Source organism: Bradyrhizobium sp. USDA 4473 (genome assembly GCF_054063335.1).
Map to the genome: position 1 here is coordinate 2,181,476 of NZ_JBSSGE010000001.1, position 20,782 is coordinate 2,202,257.

The window sequence follows — 20,782 nt, forward strand, 5'->3', positions numbered from 1 at the left end:
TCCGGCTAGCGGAAAACAGATTACTGCCGCTGCGGCTTGCTGCACTGCGGGCCATGCGGCATGATCCCGCCCTCGAAACGGACCTGATGCAATGAGGTCCGCATCTCCAGGGAGGGTATGAATGAGACGAGTTTTGGCCGGCGTGTTGGCCTGTGTGTTTGCGATCTCGGCGAATGCGTCGCTGGCGCAGGACAAGCCTCCGCTGAAGCTCGGCGGCATCCTCGACATGTCGAGCCTCTATGCCGACATCACCGGTACGGGCAGCGAGACCGCGGCCAAGATGGCGGCGGAGGATTTCGGCGGCACGGTGCTCGGCCGCAAGATCGAGATCGTGGTCGGCGACCATCTCAACAAGGCCGACCTCGCCGCCAATATCGCCCGCGACATGATCGACAACCAGGGTGTCGAGATGATCTTCGACGTCGCGGCCTCGGCGACCGCGCTCGCCGCCGGCGAGATCGCCAAGGCGCGCGGCAAGATCATCATGTTCAACGGTCCGGGCTCGATCCGTCTCTCCAACGAGGCCTGCGGTCCCTATACCGTGCACTACGTGTTCGACACCTTCGCGCAGGCCAATGTGACCGGCCTTGCCGCGGTCAAATCCGGTCTCGACACCTGGTTCTTCCTCACCGCCGACTACGCCTTCGGCCAGGACCTGGAAAAGGACACCAGCAATGTCGTGGTGAAGTCGGGCGGCAAGGTGCTCGGCAGCGTCCGGCATCCGATCAACACCTCCGATTTCTCGTCGTTCCTGTTGCAGGCACAGGCCTCGAAAGCCAAGGTGATCGGCCTTGCCAATGCCGGCGGCGACACCATCAACGCGATCAAGCAGGGCGCTGAGTTCGGCATCACCAAGGGCGGCCAGAAGATCTCGCCGCTGTTGGCTTTCGTCACCGACATCGACAGTGTGGGGCTCGAGACCGCGCAGGGCCTGCTGCTTGCGGAGGCGTTTTACTGGGACCTCAATGACGACACCCGCGCGTTCACCAAGCGCTTCATGGAGCGGACCAAGCGGGTGCCGACCTCGGCCCAGGCCGGCGTCTACTCCTCGGTGCTGCATTATTTGCAGGCAGTGAAGGCCGCCGGCACCACTGATGCCGCCGCCGTCATGAAGGTGATGAAGGAGACCCCGATCAACGACATGTTCGCCAAGAACGGCAAGATTCGTGAAGACGGCCGCATGGTGCACGACATGTATCTGTTCGAGGTCAAGAAGCCCTCGGAGTCGAAGGGTCGCTGGGACGACTACAAGCTGCTCGCGACCGTGCCCGGCGACCAGGCGTTCCAGCCGCTGTCGGCGTCGCGCTGCCCGCTGGTGAAGAAGTGACGGAGTGACGAAGTCACTCAGTCATCCCGGGGCGATGCGTTAGCATCGCACCTCAGATGCGCAATTGCGCATCGGGGATCTCGAGGTTCCGGGTCTGGTGCTAGCGCACCATCCCGGAACGACGGGGAACAACCAACAAACAACGAAAGGCAAAACGCCATGAGCGACAATCAGATGGTTCTCCAATCCCTCGAACAGGGCCTGCTCACTATCACCATGAACCGCCCGGATCGGCGCAATGCGCTCAATCCCGACATGACGCAGGGGCTCGTGGAGGCCGCGCGTCGCGCGCAGGACGATACCGAGGTGCGGGCGGTGCTGATCCGCGGCGCCGGCGGCACCTTCTGCGTCGGCGGCGACGTCAAGTCGATGGCGGCAGGCCGTGCGCCGCTGCCGTTCGAAGCCAAGATGGCCAATCTGCGCCGCGGCATGGAGGTCTCGCGGATCCTGCACACGATGCCGAAGCCGGTGGTGGCGCAGCTCGATGGTGCTGCGGCCGGCGCCGGGCTCTCGATCGCGCTGTCCTGCGATCTGCGCGTCGCCAGCGCGTCCTGCAAGATCACCACCGCCTTCGCCAAGGTCGGCTTCTCCGGCGACTACGGCGGCACCTATTTCCTCACCAAGATGCTCGGCAGCGCCAAGGCGCGCGAGCTCTACATGATGTCGCCGGTGCTGTCGGCGCAGGAGGCCTACAATCTCGGCATGGTCTCCAAGGTGGTGCCCGATGCCGATATCGAGGCCGAAGCGCTGGAGCTCGCGCGCTCGCTGGCGCAGGGCCCGTCGGTGGCGCTCGGCTACATCAAGCGCAACATCAACAATGCCGAGACCATGACGCTGGAGGCCTGCTTCGACGGCGAGGCGATCCACCACACCCGTGCCGGCGAGACCACCGACCACAAGGAAGCGGCAAAGGCCTTCGTCGAGAAGCGCAAGCCCACCTTCCAGGGTCAGTAAGCCGTGACCAATCACATGGCCGAGTACATGCGGTTGCGGCAGATCTGCCTGGTGGCGCCGCAGCTCGCGCCCGTGATCGCGGATATCTCTGCGATCATGGGCCTCGATGTCTGCTACCGCGACGGTAACGTCGCCAAATACGGCCTCGAGAACGCGCTGCTGCCGGTCGATACGATCCTGCTCGAAGTGGTCGCGCCGTTCCAGCCGGGGCCGGGCACCGCGGCCGGCCGCTTCATCGAGAAGACGGGCGGACGCGGCGGCTACATGGCGATCTCTCGCTTGCGAAGATCCTGACGCGCGCGGCGCCAAGGCCAATGCGATCGGCGTGCGTACCGCCAACGTGATCACGCATGCGCCGTATCATGGGGTGCAACTGCATCCGCGCGACTGCCGCGCCGTCTTCATCGAGTTCAACCACACCGACGGCAGCGATAACGTGCTGGGGCCATATCCGCCGGCCGGCCCGGACTGGCAGAAGTCGATCCGCAAGGACACGACGTTGGCGTTGACCGAGGTCGAGATGCAGAGTCCCGACCCCGAAGGGTTGGCGGCGCATTGGGGCAGGATCGTCGGCATTCCCGCCGACGGTACCGTGGTGAAGCTGCCGAATGCCACCTTCCGCTTCGTCAAGGGGGCCAGCGAGATCATGAGCGGCTTGACCTTCAAGGTTGCCGACAAGGCCAAGGTGCTGGATGCCGCGAAAGCCAGGGGCTGCGAGGTGAAGGACGATGAGTTCTTTCTGTGCAGTGTGAACTTTCGCCTGATTGCGTAGTTTCGTAGCCCGGATGTAGCGAAGCGAAATCCGGGTTTACGCTGTGGGCGGATAAGCCGTCCTCGGATTGCGCTGCGCTCCATCCGGGCTACACGTTCCCTAATCCGTCATCCTGAGGAGCCGCGAAGCGGCGTCTCGAAGGATCGATGGCCACCGGCCGGGCCGTTCATCCTTCGAGACGCGCTACGCGCTTCTCAGGATGACGGGGAAAGATTGAGCGAATGGCCGCTATTCAATATCGTGGTTCATAATAACAACAACGGAACGCCCCATGCCGCATCCGCTCGATTCCTTCTTCGCGCCCAAAAGCATCGCGCTGATCGGCGCCTCGCGCGATCACGAGAAGATTCCGGGGCGGTTGCTCGCAATGTTGCGCAAGAACGGCTATCCGGGCGGGCTCTATCCGATCAATCCGAACTATGAGGAGATCGACGGGCTGAGATGCTTCAAGTCGGTCGCCGAGATCGGCGCGCCGATCGATCTCGCGGTCATCGTGATCCCTGCGCGTGCGGTGCTGCCGGCGCTGGAGCAGTGCGCGGCCGCCGGCGTCAAGAACGCGGTCATCATCTCCTCGGGCTTTGCCGAGGAGGGCGGCGACAGCGCAGCGATGCAGGATGCCATCGTCGCGCTCGCGAAGCGGACGGGGATGCGGATCTCCGGTCCGAACGCCGAAGGCTTCTACAGCCAGGTGCAGAAGGTCGCCGCGACCTTCAGCCCGACCGTCGACGTCAAGCCGGATGCGCCCGGCCTGGTCGCAAGCCAGCGGCGGATCGGCATCGTCGCGCAGAGCGGCGGCATCGGCTTTGCGATATATCATCGCGCCAAGGCGCTCGGCGTCGCGCTCAGCTATGTGGTCAGCGCCGGCAATGAAAGCGATCTCGGTGCCGGCGAGTTCCTCGACTACATGGTGCAGGATGCCTCGACCGACGTGATCCTGCTGTTCATCGAGGGCATCCGCGACGTCGACAAGTTCCTGGCGGCGGCGAAGCGCGCGGCAGAGCTCAGGAAGCCCGTCATCGTAACTAAAGTGGGCCGCTCCGGCGCCGGCGAGCGCGCCGCGGCCTCGCACACCGCGAGCATGGCGGGCTGGTCGGCGGCCTATGATGCGGTGTTCGCGAAATACGGCTTCATCGTCTCCAACGACCTCGACGAGGCGGTGACGATTGCCGCCGTCCTCACCACCAATCCGTTGCCGAAAGGCGACCGCGTCGCGGTGCTGACGGTGTCCGGCGGAGCGGGCATCTGGGGCGCCGATACCGTCTCGATGCAGGGCCTGCGCGTGCCGGAGCTGTCGGCCGAGATCCAGAGCCAGATCAAGCAATGGATGCCGTCCTATGGCGCGGCGGGCAATCCGGTCGACGTGACCGCGCAGGGCGTCTCCTCCGGCGGCCTGCAGAAGAGCATCGAACTGTTCAACGCTTCCGACGAGGTCGACGCGACCTTGGTCGTGCTGTCGCTGTCGAGCGAGACGCGGATGCCGTTCAAGGAAGAAGAGCTGAAGCCGGTGATATCAGCGCAGCACAAGCCGGTGGTGTTCTACTCCTATACGCTGCCGTCGTCGTTTGCGCGACAGGAGCTGGCGAAATCGGGCGTGGTGGTGCTGTCGGGCCTGACCCATGTCGGCGTCGCGATGCGGCGGCTGGCTGATTATGCCGGCTTCAAGCCCGCGCCCGAGATGGCGGCATCTGCGTCGCAAGCGCGCGATCTCTCCGCGCATCTCGCAGCGAAGACGTTCTCCGAATATGACAGCAAGTCGCTGCTGCGCGCGGCGGGGATCGCGTTGCCGGACGAGGTGCTGGTGACCGATCGCGACGGGCTCGATGCCGCGATCGAGCGGGCCGGGTTTCCACTTGTCATGAAGATCCAATCGCCTGACATCGCGCACAAGAGCGAGGTCGGCGGCGTCCGCGTCAACATCTCAGCCAAGGGCGCGGCGTTCACGGCCTATCGCGACATGCTGGAGAGCGTGCAGAGGCGGCGGCCGGACGCTGCGATCCAGGGCGTGCTGGTCGGGCCGATGGCGAAGAGGGGCGTCGAGATCATCGTCGGCACCATGACGGATGCCACCTTCGGACCGATGGTGATGGTGGGGCTCGGCGGCATCACCACCGAGCTGTTCAGGGATGTGGTCTATCGCCCGGCGCCGGTGAGCGGGGCCGAGGCGACCGCGATGCTGGAGACGCTGAAGGCCGCGCCGCTGCTGCACGGTTTCCGCGGTGCGCCGAAGGCGGATGTCGCAGCGCTGGCGCGGTTGATCTCGCAGATTTCAGTGCTGGCAGCGCAGCATGCGAACCAGATCGCCGAGATCGAGCTCAATCCGGTGCTGGTGCATCCCGAGGGGCAGGGCGTGACCATCGTCGATGCGCTGGTGGTGCCGAGGGATTAGCCCGCTATCTCCTCAACGTCGTCCCGGCGAAGGCCGGGACCCATACGCCGCGGCCGACGAAAGAGGCACAAGCGGCGTCGGCGTTCCTTACAACTCAGTTCAGTGGTTGTGGGTCCCGGCCTTCGCCGGGACGACCCGTGGAGAGAGTGCCGCTCGGCGCTCACCGCCCCTTGAAGTTGGCGACGCGGCGCTCGGCGGTGGCCTTGACGCCTTCCTTGAAGTCTTCGGTGGCGCGCAGCTTGGTCTGCTCGGCGAGTTCATGGTTGGTCGCGGCGAGCACGCGGTCGGCGAGGCCGGCGCGCATGGTGGCGCGGGTCGAGACCAGGCCGAGCGGCGAGCATTCGGCGATCTCCTGCGCGAGCTTCATCGCTTCAGCCCGCACCTGGTCCTGCGGCACCAGCACGTTGGCGAGTCCCCAGCGATAGGCTTCCTCGCCGGTGACGCGGCGGCTGGTGTAGAACATCAGCTCGGCATTGTTCTTGCCGATCAGCTCCGGCAGCGTCGTGGTGAGGCCGAAGCCCGGATGGAAGCCGAGCTTGGTGAAGTTGGCGGAGAAGCGGGCCTCGGGGCAGGCGACGCGGAAGTCGGCGGAGACCGCAAGGCCGAGGCCGCCGCCGATCGCGGCGCCATGGATCGCCGCGACGATCGGCTTCTTGTTGCGGAAGATGCGCACCGCCTGAACGTAGAGATGGTTGATCGGCAGGTTGGAGGCCGGATCAGACTTGGCGCGCTCTTCCTGCTCCTGGCGGGCGGGATCGCCGAAATTGGCGCCGGCGCAGAACGCCTTGCCCTGGGCTGCGAGCACCGAAGCGCGGATCTCGATGTTGTTGTCGAACTCCTCCAGCGCGTCGGCGATCTGGTTGATCAGCGCGACGTCGAAGAAGTTCAGCGGGGGTTTACGGATTTCGATCAGGCCGACATGGCCGTGGGTCTCGACGCCGATATCAGTGTACTTGGTCATGATCTGTCCTCTTTGAATTAGCGCAAGCCGAGTCCGCGGGCGATGATGCCGCGCAGCACCTCGGTGGTGCCGCCCTGGATCGTCAGCTTGGGTGCGGTCTTGATGGCGAAATCGAGCTGCTTCTCCAGCGTCTCGCGGTTGGTCGCGGTCTCCTCGACGAACGCCGCGAGATCGCGCACGCGATGCGGCAGCTGTTGCTCCCACACCGTGCCGATGTCCTTGACGATCGAGGCCTCCACCACCGGCTCCTTGCCGGCCTGCAACATGCCCGCAACCGACACCGACATGCGGCGCATGGTGTGCACCTGCGCCACCAGCCGGCCGATGCCCTCGGCGCTGCGGGTGTCCGGGTTCTTGCCGACCGCGCGCACCAGCTCGGTGAGCACGTAATAGGTTTCGAGGAAGCGCTCGGGGCCACTCCGCTCATACGCAAGCTCTGACGTCGCCTGTTTCCAGGCGCCGTCGACTTCGCCCAGCACGTGATCGTCGGGCACGAAGTAGTCGGTGAACACCACCTCGTTGAATTCGAACTGGCCGGTGATCTGGCCGATCGGATTCACCTGGATGCCCGGCTGCTTCATCTTGACCAGGAACTGGGTCAGGCCGTGGCGGCGGTTTTCCTTGGTCGGCGGCGAGGTGCGGAAGATCGCGATCATGTAGTCGGCGATGTGCGCCGACGAGGTCCAGATCTTGGTGCCGTTGATCAGATAGCCGCCGTCGGTCTTGGTCGCGCGGGTCTTCGCCGCGAACAGATCGGAGCCGGAGTTCGGCTCGCTCATGCCGATCGCAAAGCAGACCTCGCCGCGGCAGATCCGCGGCAGGATATCCATCTTGATGTGCTCGGGCGCGTATTTCAAAAGCACCGGGCCGCTCTGGCGGTCGGCGACGAAGAAGCGCCGGGTCGGCGCATTCGCCACCCGCATCTCCTCGGTGACGACGTAGCGCTCCAGGAACGAGCGCTCCTGGCCGCCATACTTCTTCGGCCAGGTCATGCCGAGCCAGCCCTTGGCGCCGACGCGACGGGAGAATTCCGGCGCATCATTGTCCTCGCGGTTGGGCGCGTGCGGATCGAAGGTGCCGGCGGCGATCTCCTCGGCGAGGAAGGCGCGCACCTCCTTGCGGAGCTGCTCGCATTTCTCCGGCAGGCGGATCGGATCGAAACGAAGGGCTGCGGTCATGATGTCCAGTCCTGATCTTTCTGCCTGATCTCAGCGCGAAGCCACCAGCGGCCACAATTCATCGGCGCCACGTTCGGCGACGAGCTTGCCGAGCTCGACCGCCCAGTAGCTCTCCGAGCCGAAATCGTCGCGCCATGCCAATGCGCGCAGCGAGTAGCGGTGCAGGATGTGCTCGATGGTGAAACCGATCGCGCCATGCACCTGATGCGCGATGCCGCTGCCCTTCTCGGCGGCTTCCGAGCAGCGGATTTTTGCCGACGCCGCCTCGAGGAACACCGCGTCGGTATTGAGCGAGGTCGCGTTGACGATGGTATCCGCCGCCGAGGTCGCGGCGGCCAGCGCCGCGGCGTTTTCGCCGGCGAGGCGCGCGAGGTTGTGCTGCACCGCCTGGAATTTCGAGATCTTCTTCTCGAAGGCGACGCGCTCGTTGGAGTAGCGCACGGAGATGTCGAGCATCGCTTCCAGCGCGCCCGCGATCTGCAGGCTGCGTACCACGCCGCCCATCAGCATCAGCGTGGTCTGGTCAAAACCCTTGGGCGCGGGCTTGGTGGTGACCGGCTGCACCTTGTCGAGCGTGACGGTGTCGTTGTGATCGCCGCCAAGGCCGATCCCGGATTCGATCCGGCACTTCGCGGCATCGACCAGCGCAACCGACACGCCACCATTGCCATCAGCCAGCACGGCAAAATGCTTTGCGTCTTTCGCGAACGGCACGCCGCGGGCGCGGCCGGAGAGCGAGCCGTCGGCGCCAACCGTGACGCGGTCCTTCGGGCTCGCCGGGACGACCGTCATCTCGCCTTCGGGAGATGCGATCTTGCCCTGCGTCAGCAGCCAGCCGGCCAGCATCGTTTCGGCCAGCGGAACAGCGATCGCATGTCGTCCGGCGACATTGAGGACGCTGAAACCTTCGGCGAGACTGGCACCGGAACCGCCGAGATCGTCGGGCACCCAGGACAGCGGCAGGCCGGCTTCGGTCAGCGCCTGCCACAGCGGCGCTTTCCATGCGCCCTGCTTGTCGTGATTGATGGTTTGGGCATCCGCGAGATCGGCGAAAATCTTTTCCGCGGTCTCGGCGACGATGTTCTCACTCTCCGCCACAGCGTTCCTCGTGTTGATTGGCTCGGGCCGGCCGTTCGGCCGTGCCCTGCTTGCGATGTTGTCTTGCGCTCAATGATGGGGAAAAGCCATAGCCGTGACAAGCGCTGCCCGCAGGGCCACTTGCGCGGACGGCATGAAGCCGGACGCGGCACATGAATTCCGCAGAGTGAACTTTGCCGCGCCTCGTTTTGTATGCCACGCGCGATCGTAAATCGGTCGGTGACATCAGTTCAGTCCGCCAGATGAAACTCGATCGCTTTCCGCATCAGGTCGGCGAATTCGGTCTCCTGGGTGACCAGCGCGTCGTTCAGTCCGGCCACGCACAGCACCAGCGGCTCGTTCGACTCAGCAATCGGCGGCAGGTTCATGGCAACGGCGCCGGCGCCCGGCGTGACCAGGCCGAGCGAGAAGGCATGCCCCTTGGCGCGGACCTTCTTCAGCTCGAGCATGAGGGCCTTGATGTCGACATGCCGGTCCGGCCGGGTCTCGTTGGCGTTGATCAGGCGCACCAGGCGGCGGACCTCCTTGTCCGGGTAGGCCGACAGCAGCGCGTAACCCGACGCGGAGCGTGCCAGCGGCCGCAGCGTTCCGGCCTTGACATAGAGCCGCATCGGCAGCTTGGCCTGAATGATATGGACATATTGCGCGCTGAGCCCGTTACGCACTGCGAGCATGATGGTCTCGCCGGTCCGCGCGGAGAGCTCCTCCATCAAATTGACCAGGCGCCCCCTGGTGAACAGCGCCGGGCTCAGCCAGTGCCCCAGCATCGAGATCCGCGGCGTCGGGATATAGGTGCGGCGGCTGGTGTCGTAGTGCAGATAGCCGAATGCGGTCATGGTCCGCATCAGCGCCGAGGTACTGGATTGCGGGAATTTCAGCGCGGCGGCGACCTCGATGGCGGAGGCGGCGCGCTGGTGCTCCTCGAAGAATTCGAGTACGTCGAACACGCGCCGCGCCGACTTGACCGCATTGTCCATCTTCGGCAGGTCGCGCGAGGTATCGCCGGGAAAATCGAAAGACCGGGCGCCGGCAGCCACGTCGGTCGTCGCTGCATCTTTCTTCGCCACCGGCATCGTTATCGTCCCTGCTGTGCCACTCGCCGCTTCAGCCACCAGCCATATTGCTCGGGCCAACTGGTCCACTCGGGATCGCAGCCGAGCGCAAGTGCGGTCTGCGCGGGCCAGTTCGGATTCCACAGCAGTTCGCGGCCGAGCGCAATAAGCGTCGCCTTGCCGTCCCGCAAGATGGCTTCGGCGTAGTCCGGCTCGCGGATCAACCCGACCGCCACCGTCGGGATGCCGGCTTCGTTCTGGATACGCTCGGCGAACGGCACCTGAAAGCCGGGGGTGCGCGACACCAGCGAATTGCCGCGCGGCAGTTTCATGCCGCCCGACGAGCAGTCCACCATGTCGATCCCGATCGCCTTCAACTCGCGCGCAAACGCAACCGAGTCCTCGATCGACCAGCCGATGTCGACGCCGTCGACCGACGAGATGCGAACGAAGGCCGGCAGATGATCCGGCCATTCCTCGCGCATGATTGCGGCGATCCGCAGCGGCAGGCGCATGCGGTTCTCGCGCGAGCCGCCATACTCGTCGTTGCGGTTGTTAGCGAGCGGCGACAGGAACGAGTGCATCAAATAGCCGTGCGCGCAGTGTAGCTCGATGACGTCGTATCCGGCGGCCCTGGCCCGGCGGAACGCCTGGCGGTAGTCATCCACCAGGGCGTCGATTTGCTCTGACGTCATCATCTGCGGCGCGGGCCAGCCCTCATCGAACGGAATGCCGCTCGAGGCCGCGATCTGCCACGGGCCTTCGCCGCGCGCCTTGATGTCGGCCTCGCCGAGCGGATTGCCGCCTTCCCACGGCCGCTGCGACGAGCCCTTGCGGCCGCCATGGGCGATCTGGATCGCGGCCTTGGCGTTGAAACCGTGGATCAGCGCGGCGAGGGCGGCATGGTCGGCGATATGCGCATCATCCCAGATGCCGAGGCAGCCATGGGTGATGCGGCCCTGGGTGTTCACCGAGCTCTGCTCGACGAACACGAGACCAGCGCCGCCGGCGGCGAGCTTGCCGATATGCGCGGTGTGCCAATCGGTGGCACGTCCCTCGCGCGCCGAATAGGTCGCCATCGGCGAGACCATGATCCGGTTCTTCAGTTCGAGGTCGCGCAGTCGCAGCGGGGTAAACAGCAGCGGCAGTTCGGTCATGCGATGTCCAGCCTTGCTTGTGGTTTGCGGATTCGTCAGAGCCATCATTTCTTCAGCAGCGGACAGGCGCTTTCCTCTGATGTCGCGAACGCTTCCTTGCCCGGAATGACCTGAACCAGCTTCTCGTAATCCCAGGCGCCCTTGGATTCCGCCGGCGATTTCACCTGCACCAGATACATGTCGTGGATCAGCTGGCCGTCCTCGCGCAGGAATGCGTTGCGGGCAAAGAAATCATCGATCGGCATGTCCTTCATCTGCGCGATCACCTTGGGGCCGTCGTCGGTGCCGGACTTCTCGATCGCCTTGAGATAGGTCATGACCGCGGAGTAGAGACCGGCCTGCACCATGGTCGGCCGCTTCTTGGTCCTGGCCATGAAGCGCGCGGCGAAGTCGCGGGTCTTGTCGTCGAGATCCCAGTAGAACGCGGTCGCGAGCTGCAGGCCCTGGGCGGCCTGCAAACCGATGGCGTGGATGTCGCTGGTCTGCATCAGGAAGGCTGCGAGCTTCTGCTTCTGCGCCATGCCGAACTCCTGCGCCTGCCGGATCGAATTGGCGAGGTCGCCGCCGGTGTTGGCAAAGGCGATCACGTCGGCCTTCGAGCTCTGGGCCTGCAGCAGATAGGACGAGAAATCCATGCTGTTGAGCGGATGCCGCACTTCGCCGGCGATGCTGCCGCCGACCTTCTCCACGGTCTTGGCGGCGTCGTTGCGCAAGGCGTGGCCGAAGGCGTAGTCGACCGTGACGAAGTACCAGCTCCTGGCGCCTGATTTGGCCAGCGCCCGCACCGTGCTGTTGGCGAGCGCATAGGTGTTGTAGGTCCATTGCACCGAATTCGGCGAGCAGCCCTTTCCGGTCAGGTCTGAAGAGCCGGCCGACGACACCAGCATCGCCTTGTTCTTCTGCTTGGTGAGCTCGAGCACCGCGAAGGCGACCGCGGAATTGGCGAAATCGACGATGACGTCGACATTCTCCTGCTCGTACCAGCGCCGCGCGATGCCGGCGCCGATATCAGCCTTGTTCTGATGGTCGGCATCGACCATCGCGATCGGCTTGCCCAGCACCTTGCCGCCGAAATCCGCAATCGCCATCCGGACCGCTTCGACCGCGCCGGGGCCGGCCGCGTCGGCATACAGCCCGGCCTGATCGGTCAGCACGCCGATCTTGACCATGTCGTCGGAGATCTGCGCGTGCGATGGCGCGGCGAAGGCGACTGAGAGGATTGCAGCGCTCGCGGCGATCCATCCGTAACTCGGTGTCATTGTCCCTGGTTTCCTCTAGTTCGATTGCCTTATGGCCTTGGTCTTGTCTTGTCGCAGGTCGATCATGCCCGGATGCGACAGCGGGTCCCTGTCGGCGCCGAGCAGCACGTGCTTCTGGATCTTGTTGGTCGAGGTCAGCGGCAGCTCGGCCACGAAGGCGATCCACGCCGGCAGCTTGAACGGCGCCAGGCGTTCGCGGCAGAAACGGAAGATGTCCTGCGCAAGCTTGTGGGAAGCGTCAGCGCCATCGTTGATCACGATGAAAGCCGCGACCTCTTCGTCGCGGATCGGATCGTGCGCGGCAACAACCGCGGCCTGCTTGACCAGCGGCGACGTCGTCAGCACGGCCTCGACCTCGGCGGCCGAGATGTTCTCGCCGGCGCGCCGGACCAGATGCTTCAACCGGTCGACGAACACGAAGGCGCCATCCGGATGCTGCCAGGCGCTGTCGCCGGTGTGAAACCAACCGCCGCGCCAGGCGTGCTCGGTGGCCTCGGGGTCTTTCAGATAGCCGGAGAAGAAGCCGCGCCGCGGCGTCGCTTCCGAATGGCGCACGCAGAGTTCGCCGACCGCGCCCGGCGGCAGCGCATGGCCGTCGGCATCGAGGATCGTCATTTCGAGGCCGGGCGCGCTGCGGCCGATCGTGTTGGTCTCGAGGTGGCGCGGTTCGATGGTGTTGAACGGACTGCGTCCGGTCTCGGTCATGCCCCAGCCCTCGACGAAGGCGATGCCGAAGCGGTCGCGGGCCCGCGCGCGCTGCTCGGGATTGGCGCCGACGCCCATCGAGAAGCGCAGCGCATGCGCTGTCTCGTCCGGCGTTTCCGGCTGCGCCAGCAAGGCCGCGACGATCACGCCGAGATAGTGCAGTACGCTGGCGCGGCACGCGACGATGTCGCGCCAGGCGAATTTCGCGTTGAAGCGTTCGGGGAGGATCAGGCAGCCGCCGGTCAGCATCATCGCGATCGGAGTCAGCGTCAGGCCGGCCATGTGGAATAGCTGCAGCGGGCTGTAGAGACGCTCCGTTCCCATGTGATACGTCGCCTCGCCGCCGTGGCTGACGTACCAGCGGCCGGTCGAGACCACGTATTCGTTGGTCAGGATGCAGCCCTTCGGCCGCGCCGTGGTGCCCGAGGTGTAGAGCAGGGCGGCCTCGGTTTCGCTTCCCGGTTCGCCGGTACGCGGTGGCGGCCGCCTGGCAAACGGGATTTGCGCCAGGCTCGCGCCGAGGTCATCACCGGACACCTCAAGCACGGGCACCGCGCTGGTCAACGCCTTCTGCAACTCCGTCTGACCGTGCAGCGTGACGATCAAATCGGGCTCGGCATGCGCAATGAGATATTCGATTTCCGCCGCGCGATAGGCCGGATTGATCGGGACGATCGAGACGCCAAGGCTGTTGAGCGCCAGCCAGTGCACGATGAAATCGGGCCGGTTCTCCAGCAGCAGGCAGGCGCGATGTCCATGGCCGAAGCCCGACGTGCGGTACCGGTCGCGCAATGCGCAGACCTGCCGCGCAATGTCGCCATAGGACAGTTCGACGCCGTCGGGAAAGTATGTGCGGTTGGGACGCGCGGGAATGCAGAGAAAGGGTTTGAACGCCGCAGCATCTGCGGTCGCAGCGAACACGTTGAAGACGGTGTACATCGTCGCGAATGTTTCCCCTGACGGCCGCGGGTCGACGTCAACGATGCCGGCCTGCGGGTGCTGCTTCGTTGAGCGCGTTGCCGCGATCGCGGCGTTGCGCGGAAGCTATAGGGGCGAGTAACGTGCTGTCAAATCCGTTATGAGTTTCCAAAAAACTCATATGTAGTTTGAAGGCGAATCGGGAGGTAACGAGATGAAGATGCATATGTTGTCGGGCGGCCGTCTGCAGATGTCGAAGCGGACCTATCTGCCTGATGCGCCGCGTGGCGAGACGATCGACCTTCCGGTGTCCTGCGTGCTGTTGCGGCATACGCAGGGCAACGTGCTGTTCGACACCGGATGCCATCCCGATGTCGCCACCGATCCCGAGGGGCGGCTCGGCATGCTCGCCAAATACATGCGCCCGATCATGCCGGCGGACGATCACGTGCTGACGAGCCTGAAGGCCGTCGGACTTGGTTCTGATGATATCGACGTGGTGATCTGCTCTCACCTGCACACCGATCATTGCGGCTGCAACGCCTTTTTCAAGAAGGCGACGATCTTCGTCCACGCGCTCGAGATCGAGGCCGCGAATGCCGACAACGCGTTCGATCGCGGATACATCAAGGCGGATTGGGATCATCCGCTGAAGATGGAGATCTTCGATCGGCAGATGGACGTGTTCGGCGATGGCAAACTGACGCTGATCCCGCTGCCGGGACATTCGAAGGGCACGACCGGCGCGCTGGTCAAGCTCGACAAGAGCGGCGAATATCTGCTGGCGTCCGACGCGCTCAGCGTGCGCGCCAATCTCGACCAGCGGGTCTCGCCCCGGAACAGCCTCGATGTCGATCAATTCCTGAAATCGCTCGACGAGATCGCCAGGCTCGAGGCGTCGGGCGTCAAGATCATCTGCGGCCATGACGAGGCGCAGTGGGCCGGCCTGCAAAAGGGGCCGAACGCGTATACGTGAGGCCTCGTATCTGAGAGCTTCGCGCTGTTTGCAGATGCTGTGCCGCGCGATATGGTGTGCCACCGCCGGAGATCATCTGGCTTACAACAACAAGGAAAATGCAGATGTCCAAGGATGGTTTGTGCGCGATCGTGACGGGGTCGGCGTCGGGACTCGGCGCCGCGACTGCGCAAATCCTCGCCACGCCGGGCGCGCGCCTCATCATCAACTATTCCAACAGCAAGGCGGAAGCCGAGGCGACCGCGGAAGCCTGCCGCAAGCAGGGCGCCGAGGTGCTGGTGGTGCAGGGCGACGTCTCGCGCGATGAGGATTGCAAGACAATCGCCGCCGCTGCGCAGGGCTGGGGCCGCCTCGACGTGCTGGTCAACAATGCCGGCACCACCAAGCATGTGCCGCATCACGATCTCGACGGCCTGACCGCGGAGGATTTTCAGCGCATCTATGCAGTCAACACCATCGGTCCGTTCCAGATGGTCCGTGCCGCGCGCGCTTTGCTCGAAGCCGGCGCCAAGACCTCCGGCCGTCCCTCGGCGGTGGTCAACGTCTCCTCGGTCGCCGGCATTTCCGGCGGCGGTTCGTCGGTCGCCTATGCCGCGAGCAAGGGCGCGCTCAACACCATGACGCAGTCGCTGGCGCGCGCGCTGGCACCGTTGATCCGCGTCAACACGGTATGCCCGGGTTATATCGATACGCCCTGGTTCACCAAGGGCCGCGGCGCTGATGGCGCCAAGCAGGTGCGCGATGCCGTGGTCGCGCGGGTGCCGCTGAAGGTTGCCTCGACCGCCGAGGACATCGCCAATCTGGTCTGCTTCCTGGCCAGCCCCGCGTCGAGCAACATGACCGGCGAGTTCGTCCGCATGGATGCCGGCATGCATCTCATTCAGTGAGCCGAATGTGAGGCTATATCCTCATCTACCGCTGTCCTCGCCCGGCTCGACCGGGCGATCCAGTACGCCGCGCCCACTCGGCTCTAGCACTGCAGTCTCTGGAATACTGGATCACCCGCATGCGCGGGTGATGACACTGAGCAAGTCAGAGTGATGCATCTCTCCGGGATGGCGCCTTCGCCGTCACTTGTTGCCGATATCCGGGATCACGCGCGCCGCGACCAGCCGATTCCAGATGAACAACACCACCAGCGCGCCGATCGTGGCGGTGATGAAGCCGGCGCCTTGTTCGGGGCCGTAATGGCCGATCGCCTGGCCGATGAAGGTCGCGAGAAACGCGCCGGCGATGCCGAGCACGGTGGTGAGAATGAAGCCGCTTGGATTATTCGGCCCCGGTGACAGGAACCGCGCGATGATCCCCGCGACAAAGCCGACGATGATGACCCAGATGATGCCGCCCATGACTGTCGTCCTCCTCAGATGGAATCAACGCTGCCGCTAAAGCCTGCGGTTCAGCTCGTCGCCGCTCGGCAGCCGGCCGTCCGGCGTCAGATGATTGATCGCGTCGGGCAGGTATTGGCTGAGGCCCTGCAGCAATTGGTCGCGCGACATGCCGCTCTGCGACGCCAGCGAGTCGATCTGGTCGGCGCCGAGCGCGTTGGCGAGATCGCCGGGCGCGATCTGCTTGTTGGGCCCGTTGCTGACCCAGGAATTGGCCGCATCGCCATGGCCCTTCTGCTGCAATTGATTGAGCAGATCGCCGAGGCCGCCGCTGAGCACCGTGCCGGCCGCGCCGCCGGCGAGAAGTCCGCCCAGGCCGCCCTTGAGCAGATCGCCAAGCCCGCCACCGCTGGCGCCGCCGGGCAGGGGCGTGTCGCCGGGCAGGCTCGCGGTGACGTTGCCGGGCAGCGACGGCGCTTGCGCCGGCTTCGGCTCAGGCTCGCCCGCACCCGGCTGACCGCCGGAGAAATGCTTGACCGCCTTCCAGGCGAGCAGCGCCAGGATGGCCATCGTCATCGGCGACATCCCGCCGCCGCTGGAGCTGTCGGATGATGTGCTCGGCGCGCTCGGACCGCGGGGCCCGTTCTGCATGCCGTTGAGTACGTCGAGTAGACCCATGATCGTCTCCTGCCGCAACCGTGCCCCGAGCCGGAAACATAGCTTCGGCCCATGACGGTTACAAGGCGGACCACCCGGGCCGCGGCGCATCGAATAGGCAGGCAACCCCAGGTCTGCTATCGACGTCCGCTAGAGACTTGATGAGCGGACGTTTAGCCAGATGAACGCGGACCGGCCAATCGGGATTGCGGGCGCCGGAAGCATCGGCTGTTTCGTCGGCGGTATGCTCGCGGCTAAGGGTCGTCGCGTCGCGCTGCTGGCGCGGCCGCGGTTGATCCAGGAGATCACGGGCAACGGCTTGCGGCTCAGCAGTTTCGACGGCTCGGAGCGGATGGTATCTGCCGACCGGCTGATTCTGTCCGACGATCCGGCAGTGCTGCGCGATGCCCAGACCGTGCTGGTGACGGTGAAGAGCGCCGATACCGGAGAGATCGCGGAATTGATCGCACGCCACGCACCCGCCGACGCCGCGGTGGTCAGCCTGCAAAATGGCGTCGGCAACCTGCCGCTGCTGCGCGACCGCCTGCCGGACCGCAAGGTGCTCGGCGGCATGGTGCCGTTCAACGTGGTCGCGCTCGGCGATGGGCGCTTCCATCGCTCGACCTCAGGCGACATCGTGATCGCGCGGGATGATTCCGGCACTGCGGCGCGGCTCTCGGTGCCGGGCCTTGCGATCAAGGCGACCTCCAATATCGATGGCGTGCAGTGGGGCAAGCTGATCGTCAATCTCAACAACGCGCTCAATGCGCTGTCCAATATTCCGCTACGACGACAGCTCGCGCAGCGCGGCTGGCGACAATTGTTCGCCGACCAGATGGCCGAAGGCTTGGCCGCGGTGCGCGCCGAAGGCATCGCGCCGGTGTCGCCGACGCCGCTGCCGTCGAGCTGGATGCCGCCTTTGTTGCGGCTGCCGGACGCGCTGTTCGACGTGCTGCTCGGCCGCACCATGAAGATCGACCCCGAGGCGCGCTCCTCGATGTGGGAAGACCTGCAGCGCGGGCGCCGCACCGAGATCGACTATCTGCAAGGCGTGATCGTTGCGATCGCGGATCGCCGCGGCCTTCAGGCTCCGTTGTCGCGCCGGATCATCACGCTGATCCGGAAGGCGGAGGCCGACGGCAAGGGATCGCCCGGGCTGACGCCGGAGCAGATCCGCGATGAACAACCGAGGAGGTGACATCATGCAACGATCTTGCATCATGCTGCTCATGCTTGTTGCGCTGGGCTTGGGCCCGGCGCGCGCGGCGCCGCCGACCGTGGCACCATCGCCGGGCTATGATGCGCGCTTGCAGGAGCAGCGCGCGGCGGCTGCCGCGGCAACGAGCCGATCGGCCATGGCTGCGCGCAAACCGGTCACGCATCGCCACCACAAGCGCAGTCGCGCGCGCTGATCCACCGCAGAGAAGATCTCAATGAAGCCGCTCGTCCTCGCGCTCACCTTCGTGCTCGGCGTCAGCACGACGGCCGGCGCCGCCGATTATGCCGGTTCGATCAGTGCCTACCGGCGTGCCAACCGCATGCCCGCGGTGACGCTCGACGCGAAGCTGAATGCGATGGCGCTGAAGCAGGCGCAGGCGATGTCGGCGACCGGCTCGGTCAGCCATTCCGCGGACGGCAGCTTCTTTAGGCGCATCGCGCCGCTCAAGAAGCAACGCGCCGCGGAGAATATCGGTGCCGGGTTCATCGCCTTCGCCGAGATGCTGAAGCAGTGGGAGAATTCGCCGGGCCATCGCGAGAACCTGCTGATGCCGGGCGCCAAGCGCGTCGGCGTCGCGTTCGTCGACAATCCGAAGTCGCCGTACCGCAGGTTCTGGGCGATGGTGATCACCGACTGACGCAGCGTAGCGTTTTCGAGCGAAGTGGATCCCGGTTCGCGTGAAGAAAACGCGTCGACGATGAAGAGACGTTAGTTTCGTTTGGCCAGCTTGGTTGGTGTCGGCGAGGCCGGCGTGAACAGCTTCTTCAAGCCATCCAGCCCCTCGGAAAGCCGCGGCCATTCGCAGGAGAACGTGCCTTTCACGCAGCTCCCCGCCTGCGGCCGCACCCGGGGAAGAGGAGTGGCCGCGGCCCGCGGTTTGGTCGGCCTTGCGACCGGCACGGGGACTTTCGCCGGTTCGCTCTGCAATGACGCCTGCTGAATCTGCGGCTGCTGCTGTTCCTGCCGCTCCAGCTGCTTGGCGTTGAACGCCGCGACGATGCTCGAGCGGCGCTCCTTCTCGAGATAGCCGGTATATTCCTGGTCGATCTTCTTCTGCTCGTCCGGCGTCGGGTTGGGGCCGGCGATGTCGAAGCTGCGATCCTGCATGAAGTCGTAATAGGTGTAGCCACCGCCTGGCTTGCGGCGTCCGGCAAACTTGGCGTTGCAATCGGCAAGTTGCGCGGTCCTGTCTTCCCTGGTCTTCGCCTTCTCGGCGAGGTCGGCGCAATCCTCGAAGTCCTTCGGGGCGCTGCGCCACCATTGTGCGTGCGCGCTCGTCGTCAGCGCGCAGGCGGCGACGAAAACGGCAACAGCCAACGTCGATGATCGTGACGGCATCACGGACATTGCAACCAAATCCGAACGACACAGAGTGAGCAGATTGTCGCCATTTTAGTGACGCTTGTCACCCCGGGAACCCCACGATTTTGCGCGCCTGTGGACCGCCACGCCAGCCGCTGTGTCTGATGGAACACAGCCGCGCGGTATTGAAATAATTAAAGAATTCTGATCCGAAGCCGAATGACCATCGGAACAATTCGACTTGAATCGTTCACTTCACGCGGTGCAGCAATGCGACGAGCTCGGCCTGCCGATGCGTGCCCGTCTTCTGGAAGATCGTCTTCAGCTGATTGCGCGCGGTGGCGAGGGCAATGCCGGCTTCCTGCGCGGCCGCTTCGACTGAATCGCCGCGCGCGAGCCGCGTCGCGAGCCGCGCCTGTGCCGGCGTCAGCTCGAAGGTCGCCGCCAGCAGTGCCTGATCGAACGCGGCGCTGCCTTCCAGATCGCGGATCAGGAGGATCGCGCGCGCGCCCAGGAAGGGCGAGCGCGCGGCAGGAGGCACCGGCTGCATCTGGATCACGATCGGCCGTTTGTCGATCCTGCGCACCACGATCGGCGACGACGGGAGCGGGTGCAGGTCCGAGCTGTGGGCCAGTTGATCGATCAGCCTGGTCAGATCGGCGTTGGCCTGCCGGTCGAGCAGGGTGAGACGGTTGTTGCGGATCGCAAGGTCGTGGCCCAGGCAGGCTTCCGCCTGGCCGTTCATGCCGATGACGGCGCCGAAGCGGCCGACGGCGATTGCCGCGACCTGGATCAGGTCGAGCGCGCTGGTGATGCCCGACAACGCGGAACGGCCGACGGCGGCGGAGAGCGTCGCCGCTTCGGTCAGCCGCGCCGACACCCGCGAGAGCGCCTTGACCTCGTCGGCGTCGAACATGCCCTCCTTCGGCGTGCGCTGGATGGTCAGTCCCCACAAGGCCGGGCCGGAGCGAAAGCCGATGGCGGCAAACCATTTCAATCCGAACTCGCCGAGCGAGGCGTAGAGCGGATCGCGCAACATGTCGGTCTCGGACTCGAACAGGTCCGCATCGGTGATGACGTTGGTGCCGGCGAGGATCAGCGGCACGCCGCGCGCCGCGCGGATGTCGGACAAATGCAGGTTATTGGGGAAGTAGGTCTTGGTGAAATAGTCGGTGATCGATTCCGTGCGCGGGATGTCTTCGGTGCGGATATCGCTCTGAAGCATCGCAGCCCCGGTCGCACCGACGGCGGCGCAGACCTCGTCCATGAAGGACGGCCAGGTCGTCGGATCGAGCACCACGTCGCCGAGGCGCGCGGTCACATCGTCAAGCCTGTGCAGGTCGACCAAAGGTTCAGCTCCGCCCTATGCAGAGTTTGCTTGTTTCGTAAAGCGAAACAGGTCGCGCCTCTTTCGCCCGGTACCGGGCATAAGAGAACCCGGGCCCGCCGACATGCAAGTGAAATCGATCACATGCCGAGCGGGCGTGCCCACAGAGTTTGGCGAAACATGATCGAAAATCGGCGAGGCCGGCC

General features: G+C 65.1%; 19 protein-coding genes and 1 pseudogene. 9 read left to right on the plus strand and 11 right to left on the minus strand.

Annotated elements, in window-relative coordinates; translation table 11 throughout:
* Positions 1-121: 121 nt before the first annotated feature.
* The 4 genes and pseudogenes from ACVW17_RS10150 to ACVW17_RS10165 all read left to right on the plus strand — a co-directional run bounded on the left by ACVW17_RS10150 (position 122) and on the right by ACVW17_RS10165 (position 5,439).
* Positions 122-1,327: an ABC transporter substrate-binding protein gene (locus tag ACVW17_RS10150; RefSeq protein WP_456751754.1), complete on the plus strand. Its 1,206-nt coding sequence runs from the start codon at positions 122-124 to the stop codon at positions 1,325-1,327.
* A gap of 159 nt (positions 1,328-1,486) precedes the next feature.
* Positions 1,487-2,281, plus strand: a complete 795-nt coding sequence (locus ACVW17_RS10155) for an enoyl-CoA hydratase (RefSeq protein WP_456751755.1) — start codon at positions 1,487-1,489, stop codon at positions 2,279-2,281.
* Between the two features lie 15 nt (positions 2,282-2,296).
* A pseudogene (locus tag ACVW17_RS10160) lies at positions 2,297-3,053 on the plus strand (hypothetical protein).
* A gap of 271 nt (positions 3,054-3,324) precedes the next feature.
* On the plus strand, positions 3,325-5,439 hold the full coding sequence (locus ACVW17_RS10165; protein ID WP_456751756.1) for an acetate--CoA ligase family protein: 2,115 nt from the start codon (positions 3,325-3,327) through the stop codon (positions 5,437-5,439).
* 160 nt (positions 5,440-5,599) lie between these two features.
* Here the strand turns inward: ACVW17_RS10165 and ACVW17_RS10170 are convergent, their stop codons facing one another.
* The 7 genes from ACVW17_RS10170 to ACVW17_RS10200 form a co-directional block, all read right to left on the minus strand.
* Entirely contained in the window at positions 5,600-6,400 is an 801-nt protein-coding gene (locus ACVW17_RS10170; RefSeq protein ID WP_018269159.1) for an enoyl-CoA hydratase/isomerase family protein, read from the minus strand.
* A gap of 17 nt (positions 6,401-6,417) precedes the next feature.
* On the minus strand, positions 6,418-7,578 hold the full coding sequence (locus ACVW17_RS10175; protein ID WP_018269158.1) for an acyl-CoA dehydrogenase family protein: 1,161 nt from the start codon (positions 7,576-7,578) through the stop codon (positions 6,418-6,420).
* Between the two features lie 30 nt (positions 7,579-7,608).
* Positions 7,609-8,676, minus strand: a complete 1,068-nt coding sequence (locus tag ACVW17_RS10180; RefSeq protein ID WP_456751757.1) for an acyl-CoA dehydrogenase family protein — start codon at positions 8,674-8,676, stop codon at positions 7,609-7,611.
* A gap of 230 nt (positions 8,677-8,906) precedes the next feature.
* Positions 8,907-9,749: an IclR family transcriptional regulator gene (locus ACVW17_RS10185; RefSeq protein WP_456751758.1), complete on the minus strand. Its 843-nt coding sequence runs from the start codon at positions 9,747-9,749 to the stop codon at positions 8,907-8,909.
* Between the two features lie 2 nt (positions 9,750-9,751).
* A complete protein-coding gene (locus ACVW17_RS10190) occupies positions 9,752-10,885 on the minus strand; it encodes an NADH:flavin oxidoreductase/NADH oxidase (protein ID WP_456751759.1) in 1,134 nt (377 codons plus the stop codon).
* 44 nt (positions 10,886-10,929) lie between these two features.
* A complete protein-coding gene (locus tag ACVW17_RS10195; RefSeq protein WP_456751760.1) occupies positions 10,930-12,144 on the minus strand; it encodes an ABC transporter substrate-binding protein in 1,215 nt (404 codons plus the stop codon).
* Between the two features lie 15 nt (positions 12,145-12,159).
* Positions 12,160-13,788, minus strand: coding sequence for an AMP-binding protein (locus ACVW17_RS10200; protein WP_456797086.1), 1,629 nt, complete (start codon positions 13,786-13,788; stop codon positions 12,160-12,162).
* Positions 13,789-13,981: 193 nt separating this feature from the next.
* On the opposite strand from ACVW17_RS10200, the gene ACVW17_RS10205 reads away from it, so the two are divergent.
* Entirely contained in the window at positions 13,982-14,743 is a 762-nt protein-coding gene (locus ACVW17_RS10205) for an N-acyl homoserine lactonase family protein (RefSeq protein WP_456797087.1), read from the plus strand.
* Between the two features lie 104 nt (positions 14,744-14,847).
* Positions 14,848-15,630 (plus strand): SDR family NAD(P)-dependent oxidoreductase, encoded by a 783-nt coding sequence (locus tag ACVW17_RS10210; RefSeq protein ID WP_456751763.1) that lies wholly within the window; start codon positions 14,848-14,850, stop codon positions 15,628-15,630.
* Positions 15,631-15,813: 183 nt separating this feature from the next.
* Here ACVW17_RS10210 and ACVW17_RS10215 read toward each other — a convergent pair whose 3' ends face one another.
* Both ACVW17_RS10215 and ACVW17_RS10220 read right to left on the minus strand, forming a co-directional pair.
* Entirely contained in the window at positions 15,814-16,092 is a 279-nt protein-coding gene (locus tag ACVW17_RS10215; RefSeq protein WP_021080200.1) for a GlsB/YeaQ/YmgE family stress response membrane protein, read from the minus strand.
* Between the two features lie 36 nt (positions 16,093-16,128).
* Positions 16,129-16,749: a YidB family protein gene (locus tag ACVW17_RS10220; protein WP_456751764.1), complete on the minus strand. Its 621-nt coding sequence runs from the start codon at positions 16,747-16,749 to the stop codon at positions 16,129-16,131.
* Between the two features lie 160 nt (positions 16,750-16,909).
* On the opposite strand from ACVW17_RS10220, the gene ACVW17_RS10225 reads away from it, so the two are divergent.
* The 3 genes from ACVW17_RS10225 to ACVW17_RS10235 are packed head-to-tail and all read left to right on the plus strand — an operon-like array spanning position 16,910 to position 18,584.
* Positions 16,910-17,926, plus strand: a complete 1,017-nt coding sequence (locus tag ACVW17_RS10225) for a 2-dehydropantoate 2-reductase (RefSeq protein ID WP_456751765.1) — start codon at positions 16,910-16,912, stop codon at positions 17,924-17,926.
* Complete coding sequence (locus ACVW17_RS10230; RefSeq protein WP_456751766.1) at positions 17,907-18,140, plus strand: hypothetical protein; 234 nt, start codon at positions 17,907-17,909, stop codon at positions 18,138-18,140. The genes ACVW17_RS10225 and ACVW17_RS10230 overlap by 20 nt, the downstream gene beginning before the upstream one ends.
* A 21-nt stretch (positions 18,141-18,161) precedes the next feature.
* Positions 18,162-18,584, plus strand: coding sequence for a CAP domain-containing protein (locus ACVW17_RS10235; RefSeq protein ID WP_456751767.1), 423 nt, complete (start codon positions 18,162-18,164; stop codon positions 18,582-18,584).
* 71 nt (positions 18,585-18,655) lie between these two features.
* Here the strand turns inward: ACVW17_RS10235 and ACVW17_RS10240 are convergent, their stop codons facing one another.
* A complete protein-coding gene (locus tag ACVW17_RS10240; protein ID WP_456751768.1) occupies positions 18,656-19,294 on the minus strand; it encodes a hypothetical protein in 639 nt (212 codons plus the stop codon).
* A 205-nt stretch (positions 19,295-19,499) separates the two neighbouring features.
* Complete coding sequence (locus tag ACVW17_RS10245; RefSeq protein ID WP_456751769.1) at positions 19,500-20,597, minus strand: helix-turn-helix transcriptional regulator; 1,098 nt, start codon at positions 20,595-20,597, stop codon at positions 19,500-19,502.
* Positions 20,598-20,782 lie beyond the last annotated feature (185 nt).